The 16858-nt window shown below is 63.8% G+C and carries 15 protein-coding genes; 8 read left to right on the top strand and 7 right to left on the bottom strand.

Features of this window, described 5'->3' with window-relative positions; all coding sequences use genetic code 11:
* Positions 1-3: 3 nt before the first annotated feature.
* Complete coding sequence (locus CHB97_RS14655) at positions 4-939, top strand: hemolysin family protein (RefSeq protein ID WP_089288730.1); 936 nt, start codon at positions 4-6, stop codon at positions 937-939.
* A 33-nt stretch (positions 940-972) separates the two neighbouring features.
* On the opposite strand, the gene CHB97_RS14660 is transcribed toward CHB97_RS14655, so the two are convergent.
* Positions 973-2346, bottom strand: coding sequence for a hypothetical protein (locus CHB97_RS14660; RefSeq protein WP_143270921.1), 1374 nt, complete (start codon positions 2344-2346; stop codon positions 973-975).
* Positions 2347-2439: 93 nt separating this feature from the next.
* Entirely contained in the window at positions 2440-2892 is a 453-nt protein-coding gene (locus CHB97_RS14665) for a hypothetical protein (RefSeq protein ID WP_089288732.1), read from the bottom strand.
* 236 nt (positions 2893-3128) lie between these two features.
* Here CHB97_RS14665 and CHB97_RS14670 point away from each other — a divergent pair, with 236 nt between their 5' ends.
* The 3 genes from CHB97_RS14670 to CHB97_RS14680 are packed head-to-tail and all read left to right on the top strand — an operon-like array spanning position 3129 to position 6459.
* Complete coding sequence (locus tag CHB97_RS14670) at positions 3129-4217, top strand: HlyD family secretion protein (RefSeq protein ID WP_089288733.1); 1089 nt, start codon at positions 3129-3131, stop codon at positions 4215-4217.
* A 3-nt stretch (positions 4218-4220) separates the two neighbouring features.
* Positions 4221-5807 carry a DHA2 family efflux MFS transporter permease subunit gene (locus tag CHB97_RS14675; protein WP_089288734.1) on the top strand — a complete coding sequence of 529 codons (1587 nt, stop codon included), beginning with the start codon at positions 4221-4223 and terminating at the stop codon, positions 5805-5807.
* A gap of 1 nt (position 5808) precedes the next feature.
* Positions 5809-6459: a TetR/AcrR family transcriptional regulator gene (locus tag CHB97_RS14680; RefSeq protein ID WP_089288735.1), complete on the top strand. Its 651-nt coding sequence runs from the start codon at positions 5809-5811 to the stop codon at positions 6457-6459.
* Positions 6460-6723: 264 nt separating this feature from the next.
* Here the strand turns inward: CHB97_RS14680 and CHB97_RS14685 are convergent, their stop codons facing one another.
* Entirely contained in the window at positions 6724-7116 is a 393-nt protein-coding gene (locus tag CHB97_RS14685; protein WP_089288736.1) for a MarR family winged helix-turn-helix transcriptional regulator, read from the bottom strand.
* Between the two features lie 358 nt (positions 7117-7474).
* On the bottom strand, positions 7475-7720 hold the full coding sequence (locus CHB97_RS14690; RefSeq protein WP_089288737.1) for a hypothetical protein: 246 nt from the start codon (positions 7718-7720) through the stop codon (positions 7475-7477).
* Positions 7721-7922: 202 nt separating this feature from the next.
* Here CHB97_RS14690 and pip point away from each other — a divergent pair, with 202 nt between their 5' ends.
* Together pip and CHB97_RS14700 are read left to right on the top strand one after the other, a co-directional pair.
* The gene (gene pip / locus CHB97_RS14695) at positions 7923-8873 is read left to right on the top strand and encodes a prolyl aminopeptidase (protein WP_089288738.1); all 951 of its coding nucleotides are present in this window, start codon (positions 7923-7925) and stop codon (positions 8871-8873) included.
* A 256-nt stretch (positions 8874-9129) separates the two neighbouring features.
* Positions 9130-10185, top strand: coding sequence for a hypothetical protein (locus tag CHB97_RS14700; RefSeq protein ID WP_089288739.1), 1056 nt, complete (start codon positions 9130-9132; stop codon positions 10183-10185).
* A 35-nt stretch (positions 10186-10220) separates the two neighbouring features.
* Here CHB97_RS14700 and rlmN read toward each other — a convergent pair whose 3' ends face one another.
* The 3 genes from rlmN to CHB97_RS14715 all read right to left on the bottom strand — a co-directional run bounded on the left by rlmN (position 10221) and on the right by CHB97_RS14715 (position 14257).
* Entirely contained in the window at positions 10221-11420 is a 1200-nt protein-coding gene (gene rlmN / locus CHB97_RS14705) for a 23S rRNA (adenine(2503)-C(2))-methyltransferase RlmN (RefSeq protein WP_089288740.1), read from the bottom strand.
* 105 nt (positions 11421-11525) lie between these two features.
* Complete coding sequence (locus CHB97_RS14710; protein WP_089288741.1) at positions 11526-12026, bottom strand: hypothetical protein; 501 nt, start codon at positions 12024-12026, stop codon at positions 11526-11528.
* A complete protein-coding gene (locus tag CHB97_RS14715) occupies positions 12023-14257 on the bottom strand; it encodes a S9 family peptidase (protein ID WP_244559550.1) in 2235 nt (744 codons plus the stop codon). Before CHB97_RS14715 ends, CHB97_RS14710 begins: the two co-directional genes overlap by 4 nt.
* Positions 14258-14541: 284 nt before the next feature.
* On the opposite strand from CHB97_RS14715, the gene CHB97_RS14720 reads away from it, so the two are divergent.
* On the top strand, positions 14542-16116 hold the full coding sequence (locus CHB97_RS14720) for a diguanylate cyclase (RefSeq protein ID WP_244559551.1): 1575 nt from the start codon (positions 14542-14544) through the stop codon (positions 16114-16116).
* Between the two features lie 49 nt (positions 16117-16165).
* Positions 16166-16849 (top strand): HAD family phosphatase, encoded by a 684-nt coding sequence (locus CHB97_RS14725; protein ID WP_244559552.1) that lies wholly within the window; start codon positions 16166-16168, stop codon positions 16847-16849.
* The last annotated feature ends 9 nt before the right edge of the window (positions 16850-16858 follow it).

Consider the following 16858-nt stretch of genomic DNA (forward strand, 5'->3'; position numbering starts at 1 on the left):
AAGATGGCCGACCTTAGCGACAGTCGATCGCCCCGCGAGGACGGGGCCGAAGAACAACCCTCCTTCAGCCAGCAGCTGCGCGGCTGGTTGCGCTCCATTCTGGGGGTGCGCGGCGGCGATACGCTGCGCGGCACCATTGAGGAGCTGATCGAGGAGACGGGCGATACCGAGCCTTCCATGGCGGAAGGCGAACGTGCCCTGCTTGCCAATATCCTGAAGCTGCGGCACCGCAAGGTGATGGATGCCATGGTGCCGCGCGCCGACATTGTCGGCGTGCCGCTGGATATTTCCCTGCCCGACCTGATCCGGCGCTTTTCCGACGAAGCCCATAGCCGGATGCCGGTCTATCGGGAGGAATTGGACGATGTGGTCGGCATGGTCCATATCAAGGATGTGCTGGCCTGTGTCGCCGTCGGCAAACCGTTCGAGCTGCAGGCCATCACCCGCGACGTGCTGATCGTCACCCCCAACATGCCGGTGCTGGACCTGCTGCTGAAAATGCGCCAGGCCCGCCAGCATCTGGCCCTGGTGGTGGATGAGTTTGGCGGCATTGACGGGCTGATCTCCATCGAGGATCTGGTGGAAGAGATCGTCGGCGAGATTGAGGACGAGCATGACGAGGCGGAACAGAAACGCCTGGTCCCCCGCCCCGACGGCACCCTGCTGGTCGATGCCCGCATCCCGGTGGAAGAGTTCGAGGAGCAGCTGGGCCGCTTCTTCGATGCTGACGAACTGGTGGATGTCGATACGCTGGGCGGGCTGGTCTTCTCCATGGCGGGGCGCGTGCCCTTGCCGGGGGAAACCTTCCAGCACGATTCCGGGTTGGTGTTCGAGATTGTTGAGGCCGATCCCCGTCGCATCAAGCTGCTGAAGGTGCGCAACCTGCGCGTGCCCGAATCGGAAACCGGGGAAGCGACGCCCCTGACGAAAAGCGCCTGAGCCTGGGGCGGGCCGATCCCGCCCTGGATTGCATCACGGGGCCGGTTGTGGCGCGCCCGCGGGGGGCAGTTTTTCCCGCAGGCGCGTCAGCAGGGGGCCGGCGGGGTGATAGGGCTGCAGGTCGCCCGGCAGGGCCGGACCGGCGATCACCGCCGCCAGCCGACCCATATCATCCAGCAGGAAGGGGGGCGGGGCCAGCCCCGGCGGCAGATCCAGTAATAAAATGGGCAGCGGCCCTTCCTCCCGCCGGGCGGTGATCATCACCGTGCGGTCGGGCTTGCCGGGCGGATGCAGCAGACTGCCCACCGGCGGGCTGCGCGGGCGGGCGGGCGCCAGGCCGGGCAGGGGATGCGCCCCCATCTCCACCCGCAGCAGCATGGCCGCCGCCAGCCGGTCCCAGGCCAGCGGCACCGCCTGCCCGCCTGTATCGCCCGCCCCGCGCACCGGCAGGGCCGGGGCAGCCCCGGCAGCCAGCCAATCGGGTTGCATGTCCAGCGGCATCAGGGCCAGCCCGTCCAGCCCCAACAGCAGGGCCGGGCGTTGGCGGGAAGGCGTCTGCACCGACAGCAACGGATCACCGATGGCAACCGCCGGCGGGGTGGCATCCATCACGGCCTCTCCCTCAGCATCCATTGTCCCCGGTTCGGCAAAGGAGGCGGGAGACGGCGCAGACGGGGGCAGGGACGCCACCATCATGGCCGGTGCTGGAACTGGAGCAGAAGGCGGCGGCAGAACAGAAGCGGGCAGGGTGGGGGGCGCTGCCGGCGCACCTGCAGCCGCCATCCCGTCTTCAGCCGCGGGGTTGGCCAGCACCCGCCGGAAATCCGGCCGGCTGGCCAGCTGGCGCGCGGCATCGGCCAGGGCATTGCCCAGGATCAGCAATTTGCCATCGTCGGAGGCTGGAATATCGGTGCCGCCCCGGCCATGGCTGGTCAGCACTTGTGGCGGCCTTCCATCCCGCCGCAGGGTCCATTCAACCGATACCGTCGCCGTGCCCGTCTCCCCGATCGGTTTATCGAACCAGAAATCATTGGCGCGGCAGAGATCGAATGTAAGCGCAGTGATACGGGCGGAAAGTTCCCAGGGCTGGGCCGGGCGCAGGGGGCCATGGCGCTTGTCATCGGCCAGCGGGGCGCCGCCCGCCGCCATGCCATCACGCACCGCCATCGACAGCTGCGTGTCCCAGGAAGGGCGCTGATTCCAGGCGATCTCATTGAAGGGCGGACGGCAGAGCAAGCCGAAACCATAGCCACCGACGCTGCCGCCGCGCGGCACATCAACGACAAGGGTGCCCAGCGCCAGCGGCAAAGGCGGCCCACCGGTGCCGCGTGGCAAGGGCGTAATGCCCTCGCCACAAGCGGCCAGCAGCAGACAGCAAAGCAGGGCAAGGGCGGGAAGGGGGCGCAAGGGCAGCACAATCAATGGGATATTTCACCCATTGAAATGCAATTAACCTTTCAGCGCAAGCCCCTGTGCGCAATAGAGCAGGAGGGTGGCCCGTTAACCGGTAAGGATGGAGACGATCAGCGCCTCTTCCACCACCGGCTGACCGACAACATTGTTGGCCAGATCACGCAGCCATTCTTTCAGGTGGTTCACCTGTTCCGGCCCGGAATCCCGGTCCACCAGATTGTCCTGCGGCAGCCGTTCGGTGACCAGCCCGATGATCCGCGGCTTATAGGCATTCACCAGATCGGCTTCCTGCTGCATCTGTTCGCTTTCGCGCACCACCAGGGTGAAGCGCAGCCGCAGATAGGCCAGCCGATCCTTGCCGGGCAGCTGAATGGGCGGGAATTTGATGAAGCGGATTTTCGGGTCGACCGCTTCCGCAGCCTGTGCCGGGGCCGTATCCACCAGGGCAAGGCAGAGGCCGCCGGCCAGCAGACCGCGCAGCAAGCGACGGCGATCCGGCAAGGATTGCCCGGTCATAGCGCCCTGATCTTGCCGCCGCATGGTTTGCCGTCCCGACTTCTGCCGTTCATCCACACCCCTGTCTGTCTAGCAAAGAATTCCCCGGTCCCGATAGGGCAATCCCATGACCTTCCGGTCAGCATGTCCCGCCGGCATGGCTGCTCACGTGATTATCAAACTGATGAGTCCATTTATTCATTTGACGGGCGGCTGATCCCACGGCACCCTCTCAACAAAACTGGACCGTCCAGTTCCGTAATTCATCCGGGGGACCGATCATGAACAAGAAGCTGGGGCTGATCCTGGCGGTGCCGCTGCTGCTGGGGGTGGGTTATGCCGGCTGGCACTGGTGGAGCGAGGGGCGCTTCATCGAAGGCACCGACAATGCCTATGTGGAGGCGGAGATCATCACGCTCTCCACCCGTGTCGCCGGCCATATCGATCAGGTGGCGGTGGTGGAAAACCAGAAGGTCAAGGAAGGCGATGTCATCCTGCGCCTAGATGACCGGGATTTCCGCGCCCGGCTGGATCAGGCCCGCGCCCAGCGCGATGCGGCGGCAGCGGCCATCACCAATATTGACAGCCGGCTGGTGCTGGAAGATTCGCTGATCGCCCAGGCGACGGCCAGCCTGGCCTCTGCCCAGGCAGAGCAGCAGCGGGCCGGGGCCGATGCCAGCCGCTATACCGCCCTGGCCACGCGTGATTTCGCCAGCAAGCAGCAGCTTTCCACCAGCCAGGCCGATGCCGCCAAGGCCGGGGCGGCGGTGAAGCGCGCCCAGGCCGCCCTGGCGGCCGAGCGTGACCAGATCGCCGTGCTGCGCACCGAACGGGTACAGGCAGAGGCCAATCTGGCCCAGGCAGAGGCCGCCCTGGTGCTGGCGGAAAGCGAGCTGGAAAAGACAGTGCTGCGCGCGCCCAAGGCCGGCGTCATCGGCCGCAACAACGCCCGCGTCGGCCAATATGTCAATGCCGGCACCCAGCTGATGGCGCTGGTGCCGGTGAGTGAGGCCTATGTCACCGCCAATTTCAAGGAAACCCAGATTGACCGGCTGCGCGTAGGCCAGCCGGTGACCATCAAGCTGGATGCCTATCATGATCTGACGGTGACCGGCCGCATCGCCAGCCTGTCCCCCGCCTCGGGGGCGCAGTTCAGCCTGTTGCCGCCCGAGAACGCCACCGGCAATTTCACCAAGATCGTGCAGCGGGTGCCGGTGCGGATTTCCCTGCCCCGGACCGGCCCGATGGCGGGCCGGCTGCGCCCCGGCCTGTCGGTGGAAGTGGCGGTGGATACCCGCGCCGGCGGCAAGGATCTGATCGGCGTCGACGGGCCGGATGCCCAAGCCGACGGCCAGGTGGCGGAGCGCTGAGCCATGACGGACATAACTGTGACAGGGGGGGCCGCCGCTGCCACCCCCCCGGATGCCGCCATCAATCGGCGGACCGTGATCGGCTTCGTCGCCATGGTGTTCGGCATGTTCATGGCGATCCTGGATATCCAGATCGTCGCCTCCTCCCTGTCGCAGATTCAGTCCGGCGTGGCCGCCAGTGCCGATGAGATTGTTTGGGTCCAGACCAGCTATCTGATCGCCGAAGTGGTGATGATCCCGCTTTCGGGCTTTCTGTCGCGGCTGTTATCCACCCGCGTGCTGTTCACCGCCTCTGCCCTGGGCTTCACGCTGATGAGCTTTCTCTGCGCCCAGTCCGGCAGCATCGGCGAACTGGTGCTGTGGCGCACCCTGCAGGGTTTCATCGGTGGCGCCATGATCCCCACCGTCTTTGCCACCAGCTTCACCGCCTTTCCCCCGGCGCGGCGGGCGGTGGTAACGGTGGTGGTGGGTCTGGTGGCCACGCTGGGCCCCACCATCGGCCCCACCCTGGGCGGCTATCTGACCGAACAGTTCAGCTGGCACTGGCTGTTCCTGATCAACCTGCTGCCCGGCCTGGTGGTCAGCGCCGTGGTGTGGAACTGCATCGATATCGACAAGGGTGACCGCAGCCTGCTAAGCGGGATTGACCTGATCGGCATCGTGCTGCTGGCCACCTTTCTGGGCAGCCTGGAATATGTGATTGAGGAAGGGGCGCGGAACCAATGGTTCGAGGATGAGGAGATCGTGCGCTTCTCCATCCTGGCCGGGGTGGCGGGCGTGCTGTTTTTCTGGCGGATGCTGACATATCGCCGACCCATCGTCGATCTGTCGGCCCTGCGCGATCGCAATTTCGCCATTGGCAGCCTGTATGGGTTCATCATTGGCATCGGGCTTTATGGCTCGGTTTATATGCTGCCGCTTTATCTGGGCCAGATCCGGGGGCTGAATGCCCAGCAGATCGGCGCCACCATGGTCATCACTGGTCTGTGCCAGTTCCTGTCATCCCCCATTGTCGGCAAGCTGTCGGCCAAAATGGATGTGCGCAAGCTGCTGGCCCTGGGCTTCTTCCTGTTGGCGGTCAGCTTCTATATCTCCGTCCCGGTGACAGCGGATTGGCAGTTCAACGAATTGCTGTTGCCGCAGATGCTGCGCGGGGCCGGGCTGATGTTCTGCATCATCCCCATCACCACCCTGGCGCTGGGCACCCTGCCGCCGCAGGCGGTGAAGAATGCGGCGGGCCTGTTCAACCTGATGCGCAATCTGGGCGGGGCCTTCGGGCTGGCCGGCATCAATACCATCATCACCGAACGGCTGGCCCTGCACACCCGTGTGCTTTACGATTGGGTGGACCCGACCCGGCCGGCGGTGCAGGGCTGGATGGAACAGGTGGGCAACCGCCTGACGGTCAGCACCGGCAGCGATGCCGGCACACTGGCGGTTTTGTCCGGTATCGTGCAGAAACAGGCCTATGTAATGACCTTTTCCGACCTGTTCCTGGTGATGGCCGTGCTGTTCACGCTTGCCCTGCTGACCCTGCCCTTTGTCAAACGGCCCGTGCTGCGCGGGGCGTCGGATACCGGGGCGCACTGAGATGGTGATGGAAGCGGAATGCTGCCCCGGCCCCCGCCGGGCCGGACGCCCCATGGACCCGGCCAAGCGGGAGGCCATTCTGCAGGCGGCGGAATCCGTGTTCATCCAGGAAGGCCATGGCGCCAGCATGGACCGGATCGCCGTGGTGGCCGGCGTCTCCAAACAGACGATCTATAAGCATTTCAAGAACAAGGATGCCTTGTTCGAAGCCATGGTCCGCCGACGCAGCGATGCGCTGGTGGAACCCATCACCAGCATGGGCCCCAATGCCAGCCCCGCCGCCGTGCTGGAAGCGCAGGGAATGCGCTTTCTGGACCTGCTGACCCGGCCGCATTACCCCTGTCTGGTACGGGTGATCATTGCTGCCAGCACCCAGACCCAATCCCCCGATGCCGGCCCGCATTTCTATGAAAACGGGCCGCTGCTGACCCTGCAGCGCATGGCCGATTACCTGCGCCGGCAGAGCGAGGCGGGCAGCCTGCGGATTGCCGATCCGACACTGGCCGCCGAACAGTTTTTCGGGCTGGTCAACGGCCAGCTGCAGCTGCGTACCCTGCTGGGACAGAGTGCGCAGATGACCCCCGATCAGATGCGCGCCCGCGCCCAGGCCGCCGTGCAGGTCTTCATGGCCGCTTATGGGCCGAAGGATTGAGCATAGAGGCAAATATTTTGTAGGGAGGCCGCGTCTCCGACTGTCACGTGGCCTTAAAAAGAGTTTAGTACCCGTCCGGAAAGTTTCACGTTATCTCAACGTCTTACACGTCTTATCTTTAAGCGCTCCCGTCACCCCGGCGAAGGCCGGGGTGACGGGATCAGAACATTAACGTGTTGAGAAAGAACGAAAACTTTCCGGACAAACACTCCGGAAAAGGCCGATGGGGGCCATCCCAGCAGCCCAATAAAATTGACCCAAGCCTCAAGCCATCCGGCGGATCGGCGGGCTGTCTTCCGGCTGGATCAGGTCGGACAGGTGGGCCGCCAGGGCGCGGCCCTTGTCGGTCAGGGTGATGATCTTGCGGCGCCGCTCCCGCGGGTCTTCCTCCGCCTGTACCAGATCGTGGCCCTCCTTGCCGAAACTATGCCATTTCGACAAGGCGGCCACATTGCGGGAGGCGGAAGACTGGGCAATGCCCAGCCGTTCAGACAGATCGCGGATCGACAGACCCTCATTCTGCGCGATGGTCAGAAAGGACAGGGCGTACTGGATCGGCAAATCCGGATCCAGCACGCGCAACGCCTCCAAGACGCGGACCAGCGGGTCCAGCGCGTCAGGATGCCAACCGGCAGTCTGTGGGTGGTTTACGGCCATGTATTGTTGGTCCTCGTGCCGGCGGCCGCCAACGGGCCGGCGTGTAAATCAAATGCAGGCGGCCGAGCCAGATCAACAGCTCGCCATTCTCGCGGCGGAGGTCGTAACGGCGTCCGCCGGGGGCGCCATGATCGGCCCAGCGGGCCAGTTCAATGAATAATTTCGGCCCCTTGGCCACAGAGAAGAAGAAGCTCATCACAGCCCTCGAATGTTCGAAAGATCGTTTGTTGGTTGAGGGGAATTTTTTGGGCGACCAGTCGCGCGCCGGTTCGGCAACGCACAGCGTCCCCGGTACCGGTAAAGTTAAAATTCATGTCCATCGAATTGGCTCCTTATGCTGGGGGGTGGCGGGAAGGGTTCACCGGACTCTATCGCCGATCTGCGGGAAGGTTGCAAGGAACAATCTGTCCCGGTATTCCGTCAGTTCCGAGATCGGATGCATACGGAACGAAAATGGCCGGCGATGGCGGCCGCTGCTCAGGCTTTCGGTGAAATGCCGCCCGGCACCATCAAATTCCCGCAGGATGACGGCGGGTAGATCGTCGGGCCGGAGGTGGGGCCGCAGCAATCCCAACAGCCGGGCCAGAAACAGGGGAATGCTCATGGGGATGGTCCTTTAATTCATGCATGAGCGAGAAACATCCGTAATCGGATGTTTCTCGTCAAGGGGCCAGCCCCTGCGGTGGGCGGTGGGCTTCCATGCTGTGCGCTATCCTGTTCCTTCCGCCTGTCGGATGGTTTGCCATTGGCCCCCGGCTTGCCATAGACTGTCACAAAACAACCCAAGCAAGCGGATCCATACCACCATGCCGCGTGGCGATCTTTTCTTCCCGCTGGAGCCCTTTCAGACCGGCCGCCTGAAGGTGGACGATCTCCACACGCTGTATTGGGAGCAGTCGGGCAACCCGGAAGGGGTGCCGGTGTTGTTCCTGCATGGCGGGCCGGGGGCGGGGGCATCGCCCACCCATCGCCGCTTCTTTGATCCCACCCATTATCGCATCATCATTCTGGATCAGCGCGGCGCCGGCCGTTCCACCCCGCTGGGGGAATTGCGGGATAATGATATCCCGCATCTGGTGGCCGACCTGGAACAGCTGCGGGAAATGCTGGGGATCAAGCGCTGGCTGGTCTTTGGCGGCTCCTGGGGTTCCACGCTTTCCATCGCCTATGCCCAGGCCCATCCGGACCGGGTGATCGGCCTGATCCTGCGCGGCATCTTCCTGATGCGCCAGACGGAGATTGACTGGTTCCTTTATGGGATGCGCCAGTTCTTCCCCGAAGCCTGGCATAATTTCGTCAGCTATATCCCGGCGGCAGAGCGGAACGACCTGCTGGAGGCCTATTGGAAGCGGCTGACCCACGATAACCCGTCGGTGCGGATGCAGGCCGCCCGCGTGTGGAGCATGTATGAAGGGGCCTGTTCCACCCTGCTGCCCAGCCCGGAACTGGTTTCCGCTTCGGGCGAGGATACCCATGCGCTGGGGCTGGCCCGGATCGAGGCGCATTATTTCCGCAACAACATGCTGACCCCGGAAGACAAGCTGCTGCGCGATGTCGACCGTATCCGGCATATCCCGGCAGTGATTATCCAGGGCCGCTATGATGTGGTCTGCCCCATCAATACGGCCGATGCGCTGCACCGCGCCTGGCCGGAGGCGGATTACATCATCGTACCGGATGCCGGGCACAGTGCCATGGAACCGGGCATTCGCACAGCTTTGGTGCAGGCGACGGAGCGGTTCAAAACCTTGCGTTGAGGTGGCTGAATTTTCTGCACGACATGCAGATAAGCGTCACTTGACCATCGCCTGATGGGCGTTAATGCTGCAGGCAATACCCAGCGGTGATGAGTTGTACTCATCACCGCTGGGTTGGCGCGTTGAGCGCCCGCGCGCCCATGCGCGCGTGAGCCAAGCCAACGGATGTTGGCGCCGGCGATTGAGGGGCACGAAAGCGTGACCATCGGTCATGATTTCGTGCCGTTGTGATAATGTCCATCGGCGCAGGAAAGCCATGTCGGCCGATCAAGAGCTCTCATCCTTCACCCGCCACCGCTCCATCTGGCGCGCGGCGGATGATCGATCCCTGGCCCTGATCGATCAGCGGGCCCTGCCGCAGCGTCTGACGCTGCGCACGGCTGCCTCTGTGGCGGATATTCTGGCGGCGATCCGGGAAGGCAGCGTGCAGGGGCCCGCCCGCCGCGCCGTGGCCGCCGCCTATGGGCTGGCCCTGGCGGCACGGCGCGACCCCGACATGGCAGCCGTGATGGCGGCTTTCTATACGCTGGCGGTGCTGGATCACCGCTGCCCCCTGCTGCGCGGGGCGCTGGACCGGGTGCGCGACGCGCTGGATATCAGCCCCAAGGCAGAACGCGCCGACAATGCCATGGCAGAGGCCGACGCCATCGCGCAGGAGGATCAGGAAAACCATCTCTCCATCGGCCGCCATGCCCTGCCGCTGCTGCGCGAGGGGAACGGGGAAGGGACAGCTGCCCCCCTGATGCTGGCCGCCCCTGCAGGCTGGCTGTCGGCAATGGGCTGGGGGGCGGCCACGGCTGCCTTGTTCCTGGCGCAGGAACAATATGATCTCTGGCGGATCAGCGGCAGCCGGATCGGGCAGGGGACAGAGCCCCCGGCCCCGCCGCCCCTGGCCCTGACCACCAGCCCGCTGACCGGCTGGGAACTGGCAGAGGCGGGCATTGCCCATCAGCAACTGGATCAGGCCACCGCCTTGGCCCGGCTGGCGGCGGGGCCGGTCAGTGCGGTCTGGCTGGCGGTGGAACGGGCCACACCCGCCGGCGATCTGGCGGTACGGCCGGATCAGGCGGCACTGGCACAGGCCGCCCATGCCGCCGGTGTGCCGGTCATCGCCTGCCTGACGGCCGGGGCCATCCATTGGCGGGCGGCGCGGCCCAGCGCCATCGCCGCCCCCGATCTGGCTTTATTGACCCCTGATATTGTCAACCGGCTGGTGACGGAACGGGGCATCTGCCAGCCGGTCACCGCCGCCCTGGCCGACCTGTTCCCCGAACAGCTCTCCCCCTTCGACGGGGCCGCCAACGAGGCTTGATGGGGATAGGGAAGTCCTTCCCCCTATCAACCCGGTCACAGCGCCAGGGCTGCTTCCTTGGCTGCGATCTGGGCGGCATATTCGGCCGCCAGGATCTTGTGCTGCTCCAACTGGGCGGAACGCTGGGAGGCGCTCGCCCGCTGGCTCTCACTCTTCAACTGGCCGCAGGCGGCCAGGATATCGTCGCCACGCGGGCGGCGAATCGGGCTGGCATAGCCGGCCTCGTTCAGATAATCGCTGAACTTCTCAATCTGGTCCCAATCGCTGCGTTCAAACGGCGAACCGGGCCAGGGGTTGAAGGGGATCAGGTTGATCTTGGACGGAATGCCGCGGATCAGGCGCACCAGCTCGCGCGCGTCCGCCATGCTGTCATTCACGCCCTTCAGCATCACATATTCCCAGGTGCAGCGCCGGGCATTGTTCAGGCCCGGATATGTCCGCACCGCTTCCATCAATTCCTTGATCGGGTATTTGCGGTTGATGGGCACGATGCGGTCGCGCAGCTCATCATTCACCGCGTGCAGGGAAACGGCGAGGTTGACGCCCAATTCCGCGCCCGCCCGCTTCATCATCGGCACCACTCCCGACGTGGACAGGGTGATGCGCCGCTTGGAGATGGAGATACCTTCCCCATCCATGATGATCTTCAAGGCCTTGGCGACATTGTCGTAATTATAGAGCGGCTCCCCCATGCCCATCATGACGATGTTGGAGAGCATCCGTCCATCCGGGGGGCTGGGCCATTCGCCCAGATCGTCGCGGGCCAGCATAACCTGACCGACAATTTCATCCGCCGTCAGGTTGCGCACCAGGCGCTGGGTGCCCGTATGGCAGAAACGGCAGGTCAGCGTGCAGCCAACCTGGGAGGAGACGCACAGCGTGCCGCGATCTTCCTCCGGGATGTGGACGGCCTCCACCTCCTGCCCGTCATGGAAGCGGCAGAGCCACTTGCGCGTGCCATCTTCCGACAGCAGGGCCTTCATCGGGATGGGCCGGTCGACGACGAAATGCGCCGCCAGCTTTTCCCGCGCCGGCTTGGCCAGCGTCGACATCTGCGCGAAATCGGTGGTGCCGCGATGGTAGATCCAGTGCCAGACCTGCCGCGCGCGGAATTTTTCGAAACCGGCGGCAACCAGCGTTGCCTCCAGCTCTTCGCGGGAAAGCCCAACAAGATTGGTCAGCCCGTCCGCGCGGGGGGCGGCGGCGAACTTGTCGCTGTGATTTTCGATACCCATGATGTGCCGATAGATGGGGCAGAACGCGCCTTCTGTCAAAGGCGCAGCCGGTCAGGGTGCCTTGCAGGCACTGCGGGGCGGGCACCACCCCACCCCGCAGTCCCGTCAATCATCCCCCGGCAGGTAATGGCCAAGCGACAGGAAATTTTCCCGCGTTGTCTTATCCACCACCAGCTCATGCTCTAATATGGCCTCGGCCACGCAAGCGGCTATGGCATTGAAACCATCCAACTGGTTTTCCAACGCTACCCGATGCCCAGCGCCCGCCAGAACCAGTTGCAGCCAGCCGCCGGACCAGTGGTGCTTGGTGGCGTAATATTTCAGGCTGACCTTTTCCAGGTCATCCCAATCAATACGTTGTTCCAATAACCCGACAACGCGCAGCCCCACCTCGTCCACATGGATGGTTTGAAACTGACGCAATAGGGTGCGCAGGGCGAGCACCAGAAACAGGAGCCCGCTGGCGCCCGCCAACACCGCAATGACCGGGTGAGGGGTGGTAACCAGGAACGGCCCGACGGACATCACCAACCCCACCGCCGCGCGCAGGCCATCGGCCTTTTGCTCATAGGCGGGGTAGCGGGCGACAATGCGAGCATCACTCACTTTGTGATGCCATGGCTGCGCAGGATGAAGGCCTGGGACAAGGCCACCTCCTTCAGCTTGTCGAAGCGGCCCTTGGAGCCGCCATGGCCGGCCGTCATCTCCGTCTTCAGCAGCACGACATTATCATCCGTCTTCATCACCCGCAGCCGGGCCGCCCATTTGGCCGGCTCCCAATAGGTGACGCGGTAATCATTCAGCCCCGCCGTGATCAGCAGCGGCGGATAGGGCCGCTTGGCCACATTGTCATAGGGGCTGTAGGTCTTCATGACCTTATAGACGGCTTCGTCATTGGGATTGCCCCATTCCGGATAATCGCTGGCGGTCAGCGGCAGCGTATCGTCGAACAGGGTGTTCAGCACATCGACGAACGGCACATGCGCTACCGCCCCGGCGAACATGCCATCCGACGCCATGTTCAGGACCGCCCCCATCAGGGTGCCACCGGCAGAGCCGCCCTCAATGGAGATATGGCCGGGGCTGCTATAGCCCTGGTTCACCAGGAACTGCGCCACATCGATGAAATCATGGAAGGTGTTGGGCTTGTTCAGCACCCGGCCGGCATCGTGCCAGGGCCGGCCCATTTCCTCGCCCCCACGAATATGGGCGATGGCATAGGCGAAGCCGCGATCCAGCAGGCCGATGCGGGCGCTGGAAAAGCTGGGATCAATGGCGATGGAATAGGAACCATAGCCATAGAGATGCAGCGGCGCCTTGCCGTCCTTCTTGAAATCCTTGCGGTAGACGATGGAGACGGGGATCAGCGTGCCATCGCGCGCCGGCGCCATCAGGCTTTCCGATGTATAGAGCGTGGGATCATAGCCGCTGGGGATTTCCTGCACCTTGCGGGTGGTCAGGCTGCGGGCGGCCAGATCGTAATCATAGGTGGTGGGTGGTGTTACCAGCGAATTGTAACGCAGGCGAATCGTGCCGGTGTCATAAACCTCATTATTCGCCGCCGCCACGGCGAAGGCGGCATCGGGGAAGGCGATGGTATGGGTATCGCCCTTGGCATCGCGCACCCAGACCTGCTGGTTGCCATCCTGGCGGCCGAACACCACCAGCCAATCCTTCAGCGCCAGCAGGCCGGTCAGATATTGCCGGTCAGAGGCGGGCATCACCTCCTGCCAGTTCTTTTCCGACCAGTCGGCCAGCGGCGCCTTCACCAGCCGGAAATTCAGGTGCTTGTCATTGGTCAGAATCCACAGGCTGTCGCCCTGATCGGCCACGCTGTAGAGGTGATTGTCCCGGCGGGGGATCACCACCTTGGGCTTGGCGTCGGGCTGATCGGCCGGGATCAGCATGGTTTCGCTGGCCACCAGCGTGCCGCTGCCAATTTCGATGAAGCGGCCGGACTGGCTGGCAGAAATACCCACCCACCAGGAGGGGTCTTTCTCCTCATAAACCTCAATATCCGTGTCATTGGCGGCGCCTAGCGTGTGGCGCAGCACCTTTTTTGGCCGCTGATTCTCATCGCGCAGCACATAGAACAGGGTCTTGTTGTCCGCCGCCCAGACGATGGAACCGGATGTGCCGGGGATCGGCTGGCCGATCAGCTCCCCGGTCGTCAGATCCTTGACCACCAGGGCAAAATCCTCCGACCCGCTGTCATCATAGCTATAGGCGAGGTAGTGCCCATCGGGGCTGGGTTCAAACCCGCCCAGGTCGAAGAAGCCCTTGCCCGCCGCCAGCTGGTTGACATCCAGGATGACCGTCTCACTGCCTTCCGCAGCATCCTGCGGGCGGCGGACATAAACCGGGTGATCCTGGCCGGCAGAATAGCGGCCCTGATAGATGTAATCACCCTGCCGGTAAGGCACACCACTGTCATCTTCCTTGACCCGACCCTTTAATTCGGCGAACAGCTTGGCGCGCAAGCCATCCTCCTCCTTACCCATCACCTGCTCGGTATAGTTGTTTTCCGCCTTCAGGTAATCCAGCACCGCCGGGTCATCGACCTTGGGATAGGCGCGATCCCGCAGCCAGTCATAAGGGTCGATATAGGTGTCGCCATGGCGCACATGTTCTACCGGAACCTGTTTGGCAACGGGCGGGGCCGGGAAATTGCCCTGCTTCAGCGGCGGCAGCGCGGTGGCCTGGGAATTGTGATCGGCGGACATCTCAGCCTGCTTGTTCGGGGTCAGGATATAGGCCGTGGCGACACCCGCCACCAGCACGGCAAACAGGGCGAGAACTGCCGGTTTGCCTTTATTGCCACGCGTCGAACCTGACATGCTGATCCCCTTGGGTGGATGAAGGGGGACAGGATATGCGCGTCGCCTGCTTCCTGCCAGTGCCTTGCCAACGCAAGAAAATTTCCTTCCCTTTCGCTTCCCGCCCCATGCTGCATGGCGATAATAAGGACAAGCATTTCAGGAAAATTCGGCTATACTCCCCCCGGATTACAGATTGCATACAATCGTCGCGGCAACAGCGCTTCTGGAACGGCGGGGGAACAACCTGTCGGATGCAAGGGCTGGAACGGGCGCGCAGGCACCAACCGGTTGGGGGATTATCGGTGGACGGGGTTGAGGATGATTTCCTGTTCGCGGAAGATGGGTCGCTGCGCGCGCCAACCCCTGCCGCCGCTTCCCCGGTCTCAACCGTGCTGGCCCCCTGGCGGGTGCTGATCGTCGATGATGACGAAGAGGTGCATAGCGTCACCCGCTATGCCCTGCGCAAGGTTAATTTCCGCAACCGGCCGCTGGAGCTGATTTCTGCCTTCTCCGCCGCCCAGGCCCTGACCATCCTGAAAGCGCAACCAGACATGGCGCTGGTGCTACTGGATGTGGTGATGGAAACCGACGATGCCGGCCTGCGGCTGGTGCGGGCCATCCGCGATGATCTGGGCAATCACACCGTCCGGTTGATCCTGCGCACCGGCCAGCCCGGTCAGGCACCGGAAGAACGGGTGATCGTTGATTACGACGTGAATGATTACAAGGCCAAGACGGAGCTGACGGCGCAGAAGCTGTTCACCACCGTTATTGCTGCCCTGCGCGCCTTTGACGATATCGTCGCCATTGAAACCAACCGGCATGGCCTGCGCCGGATGATTGCGCTGGACGACCGACTGCGCCCGGATATGGGCCTGGAAGCCTATGCCCAGACCGTGCTGGAACAGACGGGCGCCATCCTGGGGACAATGGTTGACGGGTTGGTCTGCGCGGTGGAAACCGACGGGAATGACAGCGCCGATGCGCCGCGCTACCGGCCGGTAGCCGCCAGCGGCAACTGGGCGGGCGAAGCGCTGCCCCTGCCGGGCCATCCGCTGCATCAGGCCCTGGCTGAGCTGGAGGCCACCCGCCAGACGGGGGCGGCGGGTCAACGTGCCGGGCTTTATCTGCCAGGGCCGGATGGCAGCCTGTTCCTGACCCTGCTGGATTGCGGCCGCCCGCTGGGTCCGCTGGATTGCGACCTGCTGGGCGTGCTGGCGGCCAAGGTGGCGGCCGGTCTGGCCAATATCGTGCTGTATGAAAAGCTGCGCCGGGTGAATGCCGATCTGCGCAGCATGACCCAGACGCTGGAAAGCCGGGTGACCGAACGCACGCATGAGCTGATGGAAGCGAATGCCAAGCTGGAACGGCTGGCCAGCATCGACAGCCTGACCGGCATCATGAACCGCCGCTGCTTCATGGAACATGCCTTGCGGGAATGTGAGCGGGCAGGGCGTTACCATCGCCAGCTTTCCCTGCTGCTGATCGATCTGGACCGGTTCAAGCTGGTCAATGACAATCACGGCCATGCCGCCGGCGACACGGTGATCCGTCAGGCGGTGGAACGGGCCGCTGGCGTATTGCGCACCAATGACTGCATTGCCCGCTATGGCGGGGAGGAACTGGTGGTGCTGCTGCCCGAAACCGGGCTGGAGATGGCCCAACGCGTAGCCGAACGTGTCCGCCAAGCCATCGGCGCCACCCCGATCCCGCATGAAAATGTCGCCATCCCGCTGACAGCCAGCATCGGTGTGGCCGAATGGTGTGGGGAGGCGGAAAGCCTGGACCAGTTGCTGGATCGGGCCGATCAGGCGCTTTATGCCGCCAAGCAGGGCGGCCGTGATCGTGTGGAACTGGCACGGGTGGCGCTGGCGTGATAGCCAGGGCACCTTCGTTCTGACAGATGGATCATCCCAGGCTGTTTCCATGACCAGGTCCGCCATGCTTGCCACCACCGCCCTGCCGCGCCCCATCCATGCCGTTGTCTTTGATATGGACGGGCTGCTGATCGACACAGAGCGGCATGTGAAATTGGCAACGCTGGAGACGGCAACCGCCATCGGGCGGCCGATGCCTGAGGAATTCTACGCCGGCATCATCGGCACCCCCTGGACCGAAACCGTCACCCTGCTGCGGGATTTTTTTGGCGGTGAAGACAATCTGCGCGCTTTCATGACTGCGTTTGAGCCCCGCGTCACCGACCTGCTGGCCGATGTGGAGCTGATGACCGGCGTGGTCGATCTGTTGGACACGCTGGACCAGATCGGGATGCCGCTGGCCGTCGCCACCTCCACCGGGCGGCTGAAGGCTGACCAGCATCTGCGCCATGTCGGCATCCATCACCGGTTCCGCACCATCGTTACCCGCGATGATGTGACGCGCGGCAAGCCGCATCCGGAGCCTTATCTGACCGCAGCCGCCCGGCTGGGGGTTGATCCCGCCCATTGTCTGGCGCTGGAAGACAGCCATAATGGCATCCGCGCCGCCCATGCCGCCGGCATGATGGCGGTGATGGTGCCGGACATGCTGCCCGCCACGGCGGAAATCTCCGCCCTTTGTCAGTATGTGGCCGATGATCTGCACGGGGTACGGCGGCTGATCTGCCCTTGAGGGGAAAAA

The organism is Azospirillum sp. RU38E (assembly GCF_900188385.1).
In the GTDB taxonomy this organism is placed as follows: Bacteria; Pseudomonadota; Alphaproteobacteria; order Azospirillales; family Azospirillaceae; genus Niveispirillum.